Origin of the sequence: Sorangium sp. So ce693 (assembly GCF_051521375.1) — a bacterium.
In the GTDB taxonomy this organism is placed as follows: Bacteria; Myxococcota_A; Polyangia; order Polyangiales; family Polyangiaceae; genus Sorangium; species Sorangium atrum.
The window spans coordinates 12724088-12739063 of the sequence record NZ_CP150347.1; the positions used below are offsets into that span (position 1 = coordinate 12724088).

9 protein-coding genes are annotated in these 14976 nt (G+C 70.6%); 5 read left to right on the forward strand and 4 right to left on the reverse strand.

Annotated features, from left to right (window positions below):
* The first annotated feature begins 74 nt into the window (after window positions 1-74).
* A complete protein-coding gene (locus tag WMF14_RS47555; protein WP_437797457.1) occupies window positions 75-518 on the forward strand; it encodes a hypothetical protein in 444 nt (147 codons plus the stop codon).
* Between the two features lie 1062 nt (window positions 519-1580).
* Here the strand turns inward: WMF14_RS47555 and WMF14_RS47560 are convergent.
* Window positions 1581-2309 carry a helix-turn-helix transcriptional regulator gene (locus WMF14_RS47560; RefSeq protein WP_437797460.1) on the reverse strand — a complete coding sequence of 243 codons (729 nt, stop codon included), beginning with the start codon at window positions 2307-2309 and terminating at the stop codon, window positions 1581-1583.
* A gap of 85 nt (window positions 2310-2394) precedes the next feature.
* Between WMF14_RS47560 and WMF14_RS47565 the strand changes: the two genes are divergently transcribed.
* Entirely contained in the window at window positions 2395-3123 is a 729-nt protein-coding gene (locus WMF14_RS47565; RefSeq protein WP_437797462.1) for a glutathione S-transferase family protein, read from the forward strand.
* A gap of 63 nt (window positions 3124-3186) precedes the next feature.
* Here WMF14_RS47565 and WMF14_RS47570 read toward each other — a convergent pair whose 3' ends face one another.
* The gene (locus WMF14_RS47570) at window positions 3187-5703 is read right to left on the reverse strand and encodes a beta-propeller domain-containing protein (protein WP_437797464.1); all 2517 of its coding nucleotides are present in this window, start codon (window positions 5701-5703) and stop codon (window positions 3187-3189) included.
* 510 nt (window positions 5704-6213) lie between these two features.
* Between WMF14_RS47570 and WMF14_RS47575 the strand changes: the two genes are divergently transcribed.
* On the forward strand, window positions 6214-7056 hold the full coding sequence (locus tag WMF14_RS47575) for a Uma2 family endonuclease (RefSeq protein ID WP_437326494.1): 843 nt from the start codon (window positions 6214-6216) through the stop codon (window positions 7054-7056).
* Between the two features lie 36 nt (window positions 7057-7092).
* On the opposite strand, the gene WMF14_RS47580 is transcribed toward WMF14_RS47575, so the two are convergent.
* Entirely contained in the window at window positions 7093-7734 is a 642-nt protein-coding gene (locus WMF14_RS47580; protein ID WP_272096595.1) for a mannan-binding lectin, read from the reverse strand.
* Between the two features lie 586 nt (window positions 7735-8320).
* Here WMF14_RS47580 and WMF14_RS47585 point away from each other — a divergent pair.
* Together WMF14_RS47585 and WMF14_RS47590 are read left to right on the forward strand one after the other, a co-directional pair.
* Window positions 8321-10198, forward strand: coding sequence for a sigma 54-interacting transcriptional regulator (locus WMF14_RS47585; protein ID WP_437797466.1), 1878 nt, complete (start codon window positions 8321-8323; stop codon window positions 10196-10198).
* A 77-nt stretch (window positions 10199-10275) separates the two neighbouring features.
* Window positions 10276-12228, forward strand: coding sequence for a protein kinase domain-containing protein (locus WMF14_RS47590; RefSeq protein ID WP_437797468.1), 1953 nt, complete (start codon window positions 10276-10278; stop codon window positions 12226-12228).
* A gap of 33 nt (window positions 12229-12261) precedes the next feature.
* Here the strand turns inward: WMF14_RS47590 and WMF14_RS47595 are convergent, their stop codons facing one another.
* The gene (locus WMF14_RS47595; protein ID WP_437797470.1) at window positions 12262-14913 is read right to left on the reverse strand and encodes a hypothetical protein; all 2652 of its coding nucleotides are present in this window, start codon (window positions 14911-14913) and stop codon (window positions 12262-12264) included.
* Window positions 14914-14976: the final 63 nt, after the last annotated feature.

The window sequence follows — 14976 nt, forward strand, 5'->3', positions numbered from 1 at the left end:
CTCGCGAGGGGCGTCTCGCTCGCTCGCGGACAGACCGCGCGGACCCCTCTTGGACCGCGCATGGAGGAAACATCATGTCCGACAATACCTACGTGAACATCTACGTCTCCAACAACCTCGGCTACGGGATCGGCCAGGTCTGGCTCTCGCACACCACGAGCGAGACCACGTGGACCGAGTGCTGGATCGGGGAGAACGTCGCGAATGGCCAGAGCACCCTGACGCAGGGGTGGAGCGCCGCGCTCGTGCCCAGCAGCAACGACTACTTCACCGTCATGTGGACGGACACCTCGAACAACCTCTATGGCACCTCGATCAAGTTCAAGGCCGTGTGCGACACGGACGGCGGCGACATCGATCTCCAGCTGCAGGGCACCGGGAGCAGCGTGGTGGTGCTCCAGGGCACGACGATCCAGGGCAGCACCTCCATCTTCCAGTACGGCTACGCGCCCAGCTCCTCCAGCGCGGCGCGCGCCGCCGAGCGGCCCACGAGCGGCGTGGCGAGGGCTCCTTCCTGATCGCTGACGGATGGGGCGTTGCACAAAAGGAGCTGAAGCTGGCCAGGGCGCGGTGACCTGCGCGAACTCACGCCGGATCGTGAGAAGAGGCTCGTGTGTACCGCGACCACGGGGAGCGGTTGATGTATAGATCCTGGCGGTCCGAGAAATCGCGGCGAGCGTATCGTGTCGACGAGGATCCGGTCCCCTGTTTCCAGTCCTCCCGGAGCATGGGCCCGTAGCTCAAGGAAGTGTCACCGCTGCTCCCGGTCAGAAGTGTTACCAGGGCTCCGCTCGTACACTGCGCGGTCTTCCGGCCCTGCTGCGCGGCCCGGGCGGCCCTTCTGCGCGGTCCCGCCGACCCTTCTGCGCGGCCCTGACGCCCTGCTGCGCGGCCCCGGCGGCCCTCCTGCGCATCCACTTTGGTGTCCTTTCGTACGATCGTGTGGCTCCTGAGCGGTCCCAGCGGCCCTCCCGCGTACCCAATTTGGTGTCCTGTCACACGTCTTTGTGGCTCCTGCGCAGCCCCGGACCCCTCCTGCGCAGCCCCGGACCCCTCCTGCGCAGCCCCGGACCCTCCTGAGCGCCCCACTTGGTGCCCTGTATTACCATGGCTCGACGCCTGCGCCTGGTCGTTGGTCGTCGCGTCCGCTACGCAGCCCCGGAGTCCTCCTGCGCGGCGGCGCGTAAGTAAAACAAGCCCGATCGCGGGGCGCGCAACGCTCCGCGACCGGGGAAGCCCCATCCGTGCGCCCACGCGGCTGAACTCCAGCGTTGGGCCGGCAGAGTGCGGGGACGCAGGCACGAGCCCGACACAGGCGGCAGCGCATCGACGGGCCCGGCCCACGGGGCGGCGAGCGAAGGAGACTCGTTCGGCGCTCTGCCGCCAGGCCAGGCGCCGACCCCGATCGGTGACGCCGCGGGCCCTTCACCGCGGGCAATGCGGCGGCGGAGGGCGCTCCGTTGGGCCACACCGGAGCCGCCCTCGGCGGCGAGACAGGCGGAAGCTATCAAAATCGCTACTGTTTCCGGCGACCGCTCGTGATCGACCGGTCTTTCTGGCGGGATTGCTGACACGCGGCGCTAGCGCGCCCTGGTCGACGTCGCGCCGTCGCGCTCTCGCAGCTCCCTGCGCGCGCGCATGTGCGCGCGCCACCGCGCGCGGAGGGCGCTCGGCTTCTCGGCGTAGCGCTCGTCGAGGAACCTGGCGCCGGTCACGCGGTCCGTGCGGAAGTGGCGGAAGTCCTGGCGGAGCTCGCACCACGCCGCGAGGAGCCGCGTCGACTCGAGATAACCCACGATCACGGGCCACACGACGCGCTCGCTCTCGCACCCCGTCTCGTCGCGGTAGCGGAGCGCGATCTTCGTGCCGGCGCGGATCGACGCCCGAACCTGGGCCAGGTCGAGCGTGTCGGGCGTCTGGACCGCCCCGACCGGCGTGCCCGTCGCCGGCTCGAACACGAAGGGCCGCAGCCGCTCGGGGACCGCCGCGGCGATCTTCGCGATGAGGTCCTGCGCCGCCCGCTGCAGGGCGACGTCCCCGCGCTGGGCGACCCACTGCGCGCCGAGGACCGCGACCTCGATCTCGTCGGGCGTCAGCATCAGCGGCGGCATGTCGAAGCCGCGATCGAGCACGTACCCCGTGCCGGCCTCGCCGCGGATCGGGACGCGCTGGGCCAGGAGGTCCGCGATGTCGCGGTAGACGGTGCGCTTCGACGTCTCGAGCTCCTCGGCGAGCGCCGCCGCCGTGATCGGCGCCCGCTGCCGGCGCAGGATCTGCAGGATCTGGAACAGGCGATCGGCGCGTCGCACGGGGATGCTGACACCAGGTTGTCAGCAGGGCAGGGCTACATCAAGCGCAGTCCACGGCGGACCCACAACAGCTCGGAGATTGCACATGATCACCCTCCACAGCTTCGGCCCCATGTTCGGCTTGCCGGAAGCCAGCCCCTACGTGACCAAGACCGAGGTCCAGCTCAAGCTGCTGGGCCTTCCCTACACGAAGGAGCGCGCGCGGCCCGATCAGTCGCCGAAGGGGCAGCTTCCCTTCATCGACGAGGATGGCGCGCGTATCGCCGACTCGCACTTCATCCGCGAGCACCTGCAGAAGAAGTACGGCAAGGATCTCGACGCCGGCCTCGACGCCCGGCAGCGCGCCGAGGCGTGGGCCATCGAGCGCATGATCGAGAACAGCCTCACGCCGACCATGGTGTACTCCCGCTGGCTCATCCCGGAGAACTTCGCGAGGGGCCCGGCGAATTTCGTCAACGGCGCGCCGGAGGAGGCGCGCCCGAAGCTGCGCGAGGAGCTCGTCGCGCGCGTCCGCGAGACGCTCCGCGCGGTCGGCGTCGCGCGCCACGCGAACGACGAGGTCGTCGAGCTCGGCGCGCGCTCGCTGGCAGCGCTCTCCGCGCTGCTCGGGGACAAGCCGTACCTCTTCGGAGCGCGCCCGGCGGGCGTCGACGCGACGGCCTTCGCGGCGCTGGCGGGCCTCCTCACGCCGTTCTTCGACTCGCCGCTGCGGCGCAGGGCCGAGGGGTTCGCGAACCTCACCGCGTACACCGCGCGGCTCATGAAGGAGTTCTACCCGGATCACCCGTGGGAGGCGCCGCGGCCGGGCGCCTGAGCGGCGCAGCGCCGCCGGCCCGGACGGGCGGCGGCGCTGCGGCCGATCGCTGCTTGTTCGGCGCTACTCCTCGGGGGTGGGAGCCGGCTCGGGCGCCGGCGCGGGCTCCGTGACGCCGCCGCCGACGCCGGTGCACGCGTATCCGACCGAGTCCGGGGTGGGCAGGGGCAGCGACGCCACCGGCGTCTCGAGGTCGTCGAGCGCGTTCACGAGCACGCCGCCCTGGGAGTACGAGTACACGTAGTCCTCGATGAACAGGCCGCGCTGCACGGCGGCCCCGCCGTAGTAGCACCCCGACGGCACGCTGCTGAAGAAGCCGCTGTGGTCGACCGCGCCGAGCCGGCTGAACCCGTCCTCGATATCGACGTTGAACACCTCGAGCGTGCTCGACATCGCGCCGGTCTCCCCGTCGAAGCTCACGAGCGGGAAGGCGAGCACGCCGAGCTCGCCATAGTACGTGAACGCCTTGTGGTTGTACTCGGCCTCGGAGTGCATGTACTTCGCCCCGTCGAGCGCCTCCTTGTGCAGCAGCGCGGGCGCCGACGCGTTCGTGACGTCGAAGATCTGGAGAGCAAGGCCGGTCACCGTGCCGTCCTCCTCGCCATCCCTGCCGATCGTCAGGAGGTGTCCGTCGTCGAGCGGGTGCATGTACTCGCTGAAGCCGGGGATCTTGAGCTCACCCGCGACGGAGGGGGACGCCGGGTTCGCGAGATCGATCACGAACAGCGGATCGACCCGGCGGAACGTCACGACATAGCCGCGATCGCCGACGAACCGGGTGGACTGGATGGTCTCGCCGGGGGCCAGGTCGGTGACGGCGCCGATCTGCGCGAGATCGGTCCCTTGCGCCTCGAGGACGAACACGTTGTTGCTGGTCGTCCACCTGGGCTCCGCCGGCACCTGCGAGGTCGTCGAGACGCGGAGCTTGCCGTCGTGCTCATCGAGCGAGAACTGGTTGATGATGTGGCCGGACACCGAGCCTGACGCGACGTACCCGGGCTGGCTCGGGTCGGCGATCAGATCGAACTTGTGCAGATGGGTGACGTTCGTGCCGACGAACACCTCGCCGGGCGCCGCCTGATGATCCCAGGACCGCGCGGCGACGTAGAGGGCGTCGTGGCTCGCGTACACGGTGTCGGTCGCGCCGACGATCGACGTCGACTCCGGCGTTGCGGCGAGGTCGGCGAGGTCGATCGACTCGATCTGCGTCAGGCCGTACGACGTCGTGCCGGCCTCCGGAACATAGAAGTCCGAGCAGCTCGCGTCGAGCAGCTCCACGGCCTCTCCCTGCTTCTCGAAGCGGTACGGCAGCCACGTCGAGAGCGGGGCGTCCTCGATGATCGCCGCGTTCTCGGCGCGGAGCTGCTCGAACGCCGCGGTCCACGCCTCGGCGGTCTCGGGATACTCGGTCAGGCCTGAGGGCCAGTAGGGGAGCGCGGGGCCGTGGGCGCCGCCGGTCAGCACCGTGCGCACGTTCGGGCCGGTGCGCCGCGCCGAGGTGTAGCCACCCTCGAAGTAGAGCTCCTTGACCACGCTGGGGGCGCCGCCGGCGAGGCTCAGGACGGTCACCTTCGTGAGGGGGGCCCAGACGCCGCCCGAGCCGGGGTCGCTGACGTCGGGCGGCGGCTCAGCGGCCCCGCCGTCCGGCGGCGGGGGCGCCGGCGCGTCACCGCCGGACGGCGCCTCGGCGTCCGGGGGCGCGTCGTCGGACGAAGGCGTGCCGCCGTCGGACGAAGGCGTGCCGTCGTCGGACGGAGGCGTGCCGCCGTCGGGCGGCGGCTCGGCGTCGTCCGGCGGCAGCGGCTTCGCGTCTCCGCCGTCGGCGGGGGTCCCCGGGTTGCTGCTCGGCGCGCTGGGGGCTCCAGGCGTCGGCATGACGCCACCGCCGCCGACCATGGTGTCGACGAGCAGGTAGTCGTAATACCCCGGCCGCGGCGTGACGCCCGCCTGCTCGTAGATCGCGGCCCCGTTGACCGACGAATAGACGACGACCTTGTCGTCTGCCACGAACATCTCGTGGGGTGACCCCTCGATCGCGAGCGAGCTGCCCACGGCGAGCGACGACGCCGGCCGCGCCGTCAGGGTGTAGAAGCTCTGGCCGTGGAGCACGTAGATGTTGTTGCCGTCGGTCTTGATGATATCCGCCTCATCGACGCCGGCGACCTGGGTGTTCGTCTCGGAGTGGGCAGGGTCGGCGCCGCTGCCACTGCCATCTGCCGAGGTCTCCTGGCCGGTTTCCCCGTCGTCTGCTGTGGGCGGCACCGGGGCGGGCGTGTCCGTGGGATCCTGGGCCCCTCCGGGGACGCCGACGCTGCCGTTGTCGACGCCGCCGACGACGCCGCCGCGGGGGTAGCCGTACGCCGAGTAGCTCGCAATCGTGGCGTCGATCTGGGCGTTCATCTTGGCGAGCGCGTCCTGCTTCAGCAGCGCTTCGAGGTTGTCGCAGGACTGAGCCCGGTGGAGCGCCGCGCGCTGAGAGCCGACCTGGTCGACAGGCGCGGACGCCGTCTCGCATCCGGCGGCGAGGAGGCCTGTTGCCAGGAGTAGCCAAAGGGAGGAATGGGTGCGGTGGGTTCGCATGGTGCCTGCTGCGTTCGCAAGGCCCGCGCCAGCCGCCCGCTCGCTTGGTTCACCGCGCTTCGCCCGCGCGCCGCTCCTGCCGCGCTGCGGAGAGCACGACATGCAAGCACTGGCCGCAGGCCGCCTGGCACACGTGTGCCAAACGGATGGTATGACGGTTGGTTTCCGTCAGCGCGAGATCGGAGCGTGGCCGTCGCGCGACGACGAGAAGATGACCCAGCAACAGGTCTTGCCGTCGACGGTGGTGGCCTCGGGCGACCCTCGAGGGCAGCTGTCGTGGATTCCAGGGCTCGTGACCCGAGGCAAGCGGGCGGGTCGTTGGCCGCGAGCCGCGTCGGCGCGCCGCCGGCCGCGGGGATGACGTGAAACCCGGAGTCGGGATGATGGTACATCTCCCCCGGACCAAACGTCCTGTTGAACGCGATCCGCCTGTCGTCGGGCGCGAAGGCCGGGCAGTGCTCGTCGAAATTCGGCGCCCCGCGGGGCCTGTCGGGGTGCTAATTTCCTCGCGTGGCATCGCCGAATCGCATCGGGTTCCCCCTTACCCCTCGGCGTTCTCCCCGCGCGCTCGTGCTCCGCGATCTGTCGCCGGAAGAGGCCGGCGCCGCGATCGACTGGTCCGGCTGGTACCTGCCCGATGACGCGGAGCGTCCCGACAAGGTCGAGCGGTCCGAGATCGTCCGCCTGTTGCTGTCGGTGGTCGCCCAGCTTGCGCGCGAGCGTGGCTGGGCCGACTGGTACGCTGGCACCGGGCAACTCTTCGCGTGGGTGCGGGGCGAGCCGCTCGTGCGCGTCCTGCCGGACCTCTACGTCCTCGATCACCGCCCGTTGCCGCCCGTCCCGCGGCAGTGGCAGACCTGGCTGCCCGGCCATCGTCCGCCGCGGTTCGCGCTGGAGGTGGTCTCGGGCGACTGGCGCCGTATCTACGAGGATGCGCCGGCGAAGTACTGGCAGCTCGGCTGTCCCGAGCTCCTGCTCTTCGATCCCGAGGCGGCTGCCGCCCGCGCGCCGCTCGCGGAGGAGCGGGTGCCTCTCCAGCTGTACCGGCGAGACGCGGACGGCACCTACCTGCGGGTCCACGGAAGCGGCGATCCCGTCTGGATCGAGGCGCTCGACGCGCACCTCGTCGTGTTGAAGGACGGCCCGCACCCGACGTTGCGCGTCGCGCGGAGCTCCCGCGCGACGGATCTCGTGCCAGCCGAGGAGGAGGCCCTCCGGGCCGAGGGCGAGGCGCGCGCGCTGGAGCAGCGCGCCCGCGTCGCCGAGCAGCGCGCCCGCGCCGCCGCCGAGGCGCGGGTCCGCGAGCTCGAGGCGCGGGTGCGCGACCTGGAGGCCCGCGTGACCCGGAGGTGAGCGCGGTGGCGCGCTCACGAGCGGGTCGTCGTGACGTCAGGGCGTGCAAGCGCAGCCGCAGACAGACATCTGGCCCGAGACGGTCGTGCTCCACTGCCCATTCCAGGCGCGGCTCGTGCCGCAGGCGGCCGGGCACTTGCTCGGGGCGTCGGCGCTGCTCCAGATGGGCCCGGCCTCGAGCGACACCGTGGCCGGCGGGGTGGTTGCGCACTCGCAGACGGACATCTGGCCCGGGACCGTCGTCCACCATTGCCCGTCCCACTTCGTCGCGCTGCTGAACGCGGCGCAGGTATTCGGACACTGCGTCTGAGCGTGGGTGTTGCTCCAGATGGGGCCGGCCTGCACGACGGCGGCAGGGCGCGGGCTGCACTCGCATACCGACATCGCGCCCGGAACGGTCGTCCACCACTGCCCGTTCCAGTTCATGTTCTGGGGATTGCAGACGTTCGGGCACTTGGTCTGGGCATCGGTGGTGTTCCAGATCGGGCCGGCCTCCAGCGCGAGGTTCTTGGCGACGCACGCAGGGCCGAGCGCCTGCGACGCCTCCTCGACGATCTCCTCGTCGGCGAACGCCTGTTCGGAGCCGCCTTCGTCCATCGGCACGCTGCAACCCGCGATGAGCAGGATGCCGAACGCGCTGGAGGTGAAGAGTGCGGAGAGGATGTGTTTCGTGTTCATGGTCGGCTCCTGGAGTGGTCTGTCTGGTTGACGTCTTGGGTCGCGATGTTCGCCGCCCGTTCGATTCTGATTTCGGTTGTTTGCAGCCTGCGTGCCACCAGGGCGCGCCCTCCTCGAAAGCGCTCGGCGCTCCACGTCAGCAGGCAGAATGCGAGCGGCACCCGTGCGTTTCCGGGGGCGCGGCGCGCCCGCCCATGGCCCCCTCGGCAAGACCTTGCCCGCAAGAGATCGCCGTCGCGAGTTGCCCGGCAAGAGTTTGCCGGCAAGGATGGGCCGAACGTAACAGCGGTGTCCTCCCGGCTCCCGCGGCCTTCGTCCAGATCGTCGCTCCGCCCGGCACGTGAGCCGGCTTGAGCTATTGGGCCGAGGCCCACCGGACATGACCGGGCGCGCCGGCAAACGTTGGCGCGCAATGGAAATGGAAGTGGAAGTGGAAGTGGAACGCCCGCCCGCGGCGACCTGGCGACACAAACAGGAGCAGAGCGGCGCAGCGCCGCGCAGCGCGGCGGAGACTCACGAGCGGCGAGGTCCGTGGCTCTTGGACCTTCCGAAAGAGCCTGATATAGAGACCAGCGAGGCGGAATGCATGCGGTCAGGCAAGTCGGTGCAGGACGACGCGGCGAAGACCTGGACCCTGGCGGGGAGGTCGATCTCTGCCATTCAGCAGACCGCGACGCTGGGCATCGCGCTCGTCTGGCATCACGCCGGAAAGACGGAGAGACGATTGCTCTCGCCCGACACGCCGCTTGTCGTGGGGCGCGCCGCGCCTGCCGCGCTCTGCATCGACGATCGTACCCTGTCGCGGGAGCACGCCCGCTTCCTCCTCTCGCGCGGGCGGGTGTGGGTCGATGACCTGGAATCCAAGAACGGCACGTTCCTCGACGGCCGCCGCGTCTCCCGCGCCGGGATCGCGATAGGGGATGAGGTCGTGCTCGGCAGCGTCGCGCTGCGGGTGCAGGCGTTCGGCGCCGCGGGCGAGTCCCTCGATCTCGAGGGAGAGGAAAAGCTCTTGCGCCGCGTGGAGGACGAGCTGACGCGCGCCCGACATTTTCGCCGTCCGTTCGCCCTGCTCCACGTGCGCATGAGCGCGGCGGTGACGGCGGAGGGCTGGATCAACGCCGTGCGCGCGTGTCTTCAGCCCGTCCATCGCGTGGCGCTCTACGGCACCTGCGCTGCCCACGTGCTCCTGCCCGAGGCCGGTGCCGAGGAGGCGCACCGCGCCGCGCAGGCCATCGCAGCCTCCTTCGTCGGCAGCGACGCCCGGCTCCTCGTCGGCCTCGCCCTCTACCCGGACGCCGGAAGCACCGCGGACGAGGTCTTCGCGGCCGCGCGCGAGGCTGCCCGCCACGCCTCGCCCGAGCGCCCGGTGGCGTGCGGCCCGGCCGCGACCTCGGTGCTCGCGCGCGAGGAGCCGGAGGAAGGGGGGATCATCGCCGGCCAGCAGATGCGCGAGGTCATCGAGACGGTGAGGCGCGTGGGCGCCTCGCGCATCCCGGTCATCCTCCACGGCGAGACGGGGACCGGCAAGGAGGTCGTCGCGCGGATGATCCACGAGGGCGGCCCGCGCAAGGGGCGGCGCGTGGTGCGCGTCAACTGCGGGGCGATCCCGAAGGACCTCGTGGAGAGCACCTTGTTCGGCCACGAGCGCGGGGCGTTCACCGGCGCGCTGCAGCAGCAGAAGGGCGTGTTCGAGGAGGCCGACGGCGGCACGGTGTTCCTGGACGAGATCGGCGAGCTGCCGCCGCCGGCCCAGGCCGCGCTGCTCCGCGTGCTCGAGTCGGGGTCGTTCAGCCGCGTCGGATCGAGCCGCGAGATCGAGGTCGACGTGCGCGTCGTCGCGGCGACCCACCGGGATCTCGAGGCGATGGCCGCGTCGGGCGCGTTCCGGGCCGATCTGTATTATCGGCTGGGCGGCGTCGTCATCGACATCCCGCCGCTGCGCGATCGAAAGGACGAGATCGAGCCGCTCGCGCGGCATTTCCTGCGCGCGGCCAGCGCGGCCAACGGACGACGCGTCGAGGGCATCACCCCCGAGGCGCTCGCCCTGCTCTGCGCGTACGCGTGGCCTGGCAACGTGCGCGAGCTGCGCAACGTGATCGAGCGCGCGGTGGTGGTGACGCCCGGCGCGCTCGTCGGCCTCGAGGACCTGCCCCCGCGGGTGCGCGCGGCGGCGGCGCGCGGCGAGTCCGAGCGCCCCGCGGACCTCGGGAAGGACGCGGAGCTCGGCCGCGCTCCGACCGACGTGGCCGTGTTCTGCCCCACGCCGTCCGCCCCGAAGGAGGCGCCCCCCGAGGGCGGGCTGGTCCGGGGGAAGGTGCAGCAGTATGAGGCCAAGCTGCTCCAGGACATGCTCGAAACCGCGGGCTGGAACCGCACCGAGGCCGCGCGGCGGCTGGGGATACCGGTGCGCACGCTGTCCTACCGCATGAAGGTCCTGGGTGTGAAGCGGCCCTCTCCTCGCTGATGCAGGGCTGCTGTCGACGGGCCCCCGCGTCTCGAACCTGAGCAAGCGCGCTGGGAGCTCGCTACACTGCGCTCACCATGCTCAATCGCACGATCGCGCGGAAGTACGCGCTGAGACGAGAGATCGGACGCGGCGGGATGGGCGTCATCTGGGAGGCGTTCGATCAGGTGCTCCGGCGTCCCGTGGCGCTCAAGGTGATGACGCCCGAGCATGTCAGCTCCGACCCGGCGCGACGCCGGTTCGAGCGAGAGGCGACGGCGATCGCGCGGCTCCGCAACGAGCACATCATCCAGATACACGATTACGGTATCGACGAAGATTGCCCTTACATCGTCATGGAGCTGCTCGAAGGGGAGGACCTCGAGGCCAGGCTCACCCGGGAGCGGCAGCTCTCGCCGTCGGCGACGCTCGCCCTGCTCCGGCAGATCGCCATTGGCCTGCAGGTGGCGAGCTCCGCGGGGATCATCCACCGCGATCTCAAGCCGGCGAATGTCTTCCTGGCGCGGAAGGAGCCAGGAGAATGCGTGAAGCTCCTCGATTTCGGCGTGGTGTGGACGGTCTTCGAGTCGGACGAGGATCAGCAGGGATCGTTCGGCAGGGTCGTCGGTACGCCATCGTACATAAGCCCCGAGCAGGTGCGCGCCGTCGTGCCGGATCACCTGAGCGATCTCTGGTCGCTCGGCGTCATCACCTACAGGGCCCTCACGGGCCGGCTCCCGTTCGCGGCGAGCGGGATCGGGGAGCTGCTCATCAGCATCTGCACCGATCCGTTCCCGCCGCCGTCGAGCCTCGTGCCCGGCCTGCTGCCCGGCTTCGACGGCTTCTTCGAGCACGCGCTGGCGAAGGACCCGGCGCAGCGGTTCCAGTCCGCGGCCGATTTCGTGGCGGCGTTCGCGGCGGTGATCGAGGCCAGCGGGGGCCCCGCCAAGATCCTCATCGCCGACGACGAGCCGGACGTGGCGCTCATGATGAAGCTGCTCTTCCGGCAGAAGATCCGCGACCGGGTCTACGAGTTCATCTTCGCTGACAACGGTGAGAACGCCCTCGACGAGCTCCGGCGCCACCCCGACATCGACGTCGTCGTCACCGATATCAACATGCCCGTGATGGATGGGCTCACGTTCCTCGGGCGCGTCCCCGAGGTGAGCCCCTTTGCGAGGACGGTGATGATGTCCGCCTACGGCGACATGGGGAACATCCGGAGCGCGATGAACCAGGGCGCGTTCGATTTCCTGCTCAAGCCGATCCAGCGGGGCGATCTCGAGGCGACCATCGACAAGACGATCAAGCACGTCGCGGAGCTGCGGAGGAACGCCCGCTCGGACGAGGAGAACAAGATCCTCCGTCAGTTCACGAGCGCGGCGTTGATCGAGCGGATCCGGGAGATGGGCCCCGCGATCGCGCTCGCGAGCGAGGCGGTCATGGCCACGGTGGCGTTCATCGACATCTTCCAGTTCACGCCCGTCACCCGGGAGAGGCTGCCCGGCGAGGCCATGCGGTTGCTCAGAGCGAACTTCGAGGTGATCGTCCCGGAGCTCGTCGCCAAGGGGGGGGTCGTGGACAAGTTCCTCGGCGACGCGGTGATGACGGTGTTCCAGGGGCCGGATCACCTGTCTCGGGCGCTCAGCGCGTGCGTGGCCGTCCGCGCGCAGATGGCGGCGGTGGCGCGCCGTGCCGGCGAGGGCTCGCCGTACACGCAGGGGATCTGCATCGGGCTCTCCACGGGGCAGGTCCTCTCCGGCAGCGTCGGATCCCAGGCGTACGGCCGGCTCGACTACACGGTGCTCGGCGAGGTGGTCAACGCCGCAGCGCACCTCGCCAGGGCGTCGCGGCCAGGGGAGATCCTCGTTGAAGCGACGGTCCGCGAGGCCGCGCAGCAGCTCTTCGATTTCGAAGACGTCGGCGCGAGAAGCCTGCTGCCGGGAGCCCCTCCCGTGAGCGTCTTCAACCTGGTGAAGCGCGCTCCGGCCGATTTCGTCGCAGGTTGCGAGCCGACCATCGGCGTCCACTCGACGACCACCATGCGATGAGGTCGCGCCGCGCCGGCGCCGGCTCGACGCGCCTCAGCGCGCCGTGAGGCGGTGGCGGCCCTGGGGCACGCTCGTCGAGGCCGTGCCGCTGGCCGCGTCGTAGCGCGTCGGCGCGGGCTTGCCGTCGAGGGTGAGCTGCGTGTCCTTCTGCGAGACGGCGAGGCCGACCTGCGCCGCGCTCGAGAGCACCAGCTCCGCGGCGAGGCCGGGGCCCTCGGGCCGGAGCGACGCGGACACGGGCGAGGCGGCGAGCAGCAGGGCGCGGCCGCCGAGGCTCAGCGAGGTGCCGGCGTCGACCTGGGCGCGCTCGAGCGCCCTGTGGCGCAGGAGCAGCAGCGCGCTGCGGCCCTGCAGCTTCGCGGCGGGCACGGCGGGCACGCGAAAAGCGTCGCCCACCTCCACCGGCTGCGCGCCGTCGGAGACCAGCGCGAGATCCTGCGTGTCCTGCTCCGCCATGGAGACGAGCGCGGCCGAGCCGCTCCCGCCGCTCACCTTGAGCGCCTCGATCGCCGGCTTCGGCTCGCCGGCGGTGAGGTCGCGCGGGTAGAGCACGGTCAGCCACTGCGTGCTGGAGCCGATGTAGCGCGCCACCGAGAACGGGTGCCGGAAGGTCATGTTCGGGAAGAAGTTGGTGAAGCCGCTTCGATCGACCGAGAAGGCGTCAGGGCGGGGGACGTAGGCCACGTCGAGCTCGAGCTCGCGCTTGCCGTCGTCGGTCCGCGTCGCCCACACCAGCCGGCCCGCTGTGGGCGCGGCCGGAGCGCGGCCGGCAGCGTCCGGCGTCACCGGCTCGCTCGGGGCGAGCCCGGTCGCTGCCTCCGCCGCGAGGTCGCTGGCCATCCGGACCTGGCCGCAGACGTCGCCGCAGTCCACCTGGGTGCTGGGCGAGGTGGGCCTCGCGGTGGCGTAGTCGGTGCAGATGGCGGGCGCGCCCGGCCGGCAGCCCAGCCAACCGCTGTAATGAAGGTGGGTGTCGTAATAGTGGAGCATCGGCTGGGCCGAGCCGATGCCCGCGGAGATCATGTGGTCGAAGACGACCACGTAGCTCCTCCGCGCGAGCGCCGCCGTCCGCCGCGTGGACACGTCGGGCACGTTGACGTAGTCGTCGATCGTGACCGTCGAGGAATCGAGCTCCCCGGTCAGGAAGGAGGCCTGCAGGATCGCCGGATCGTCCACGGGCCGGGTCAGGTCGCTGAAGATGCCGAGCTGGCGCCACGCGGGCGTCTGGTACGTATCCCGGATCCCCTTGAAGCTGTCGATGGTGACCAGGTTGTGCGACTCCGGGCTGAAGTTGACCCAGTAGAACAGCGAGGTGTGGGAGCTGCCCGCGGGGTCGTAGTTGCGGCCGTCGCCCGGATCGATGAGCAGGTATTGCCCCTTCGCGTGCAGGAGGAAGCTCGTCTGATCGGGCTGGCTGTGCGAGGACGGGCGGTACTCGTGCTCGGTCGTCATCAGCAGGTGAACCGCGTCCGCGCTCCAGCCGGAGCGCAGCGAGGTCATGTCCGAGGTGACGATCGATGTGTACGCGGGCTCCTTGGGCTCCTGCGCCCCGGAGCCGGCCCTGGCGATGTCGGGATCGGTATAGAGGATGCTATAGACCGGGTTGTTGACGACGGCCTTGCCCTTCGCGCTGAGCCAGCCATAGAAGCCCTTCGCGTCGCGGCGCCCCTCTTTGTCGCTGAGCGCGCTGGCGGCGATGCTGCTCAGCTGCAGGGGCTCGCGCCAGCCGGTCTCGAGGGTGGCCGCGTTGCCGTCCGGCATGGAGAGGGCGCCCCCGTAGCGGAGCATGCGGGCGATGCGGGTGTCATCGCCCCAGACCGCGGGGGTGTTCACCGCGTTGATGTAATCACGGCCGTCGCGAGCCCCGCCGGAGAGCCTCTTCATGGCCTGGAGGTAGGGCAGCATCACCGAGAACACGTCGTCCTGGTAGCTCGGGCCCTCGACGTAGGTGCCGTCCTTGGTCAGGCAGGCTTGCATGTAGGGGCCGTAGGAGCGGAGGGCGACGAGCGAGTCCAGCGGCTCGTCGCCGAAGAGATCGCGCTCGACGGTGCAGGCGTGGTCGTGCTCGCCGAGGGCGTAGCTCAGCGTGGCCGCGCCGCTGCCCACGCGATAGCGGAAGTTGGTGACGTACGTTGTGTTGAACTCGCCGTACACCCCCATCGTCTTTCCGAGCGCGTCCTCCAGCTTGTCGCGGATGGCCGCGTCGTCGTCCGCGCTCAGCGCCGGCTGCACGAGGTCGTAGGCGTACGCATAGTTGAGCAGGGCTCCGCCCCAGTACCAGGCGCCAGGCGTCTGGTTCCAGCCGGTGCTGGTGTCGCCCGCCTTCAGCAGCGTATCGCGCGCCGTCTTCAGCGCGTCGCTGCGCTGCTCGACCACCCAGGAGAGGGCCCCGTACAGCGCGCAGTTGGAGAGCTGGTATTCTTTTACGTCCGTATTCGTGGAGGGGGCCGCGCACGGGTGGCCCTGCCCCGGCGGGCCCCGGCGGACATCGTCCATCCAGGTCTTGTAAGGGTCCTGGGTGACCCGCTGCCTCAGGGCGGGGATGTCGTGGCGATCGAAGGCGATGAACGGGTGCTTCCGCTCCTGGATCTGGACGGGGGCGCACGGGGGCGGCTTGGGACAACCTCCGAGGCCCAGCAGCAGGAGCCACGGCACGAGGACCTTTCCCCCCATTGAACGGAGCATGAGGGTCCTTGTTATCAGCACCGGAATGCGGGCGTCAACGTGGGCCGCCTCGCGGCCACCTCC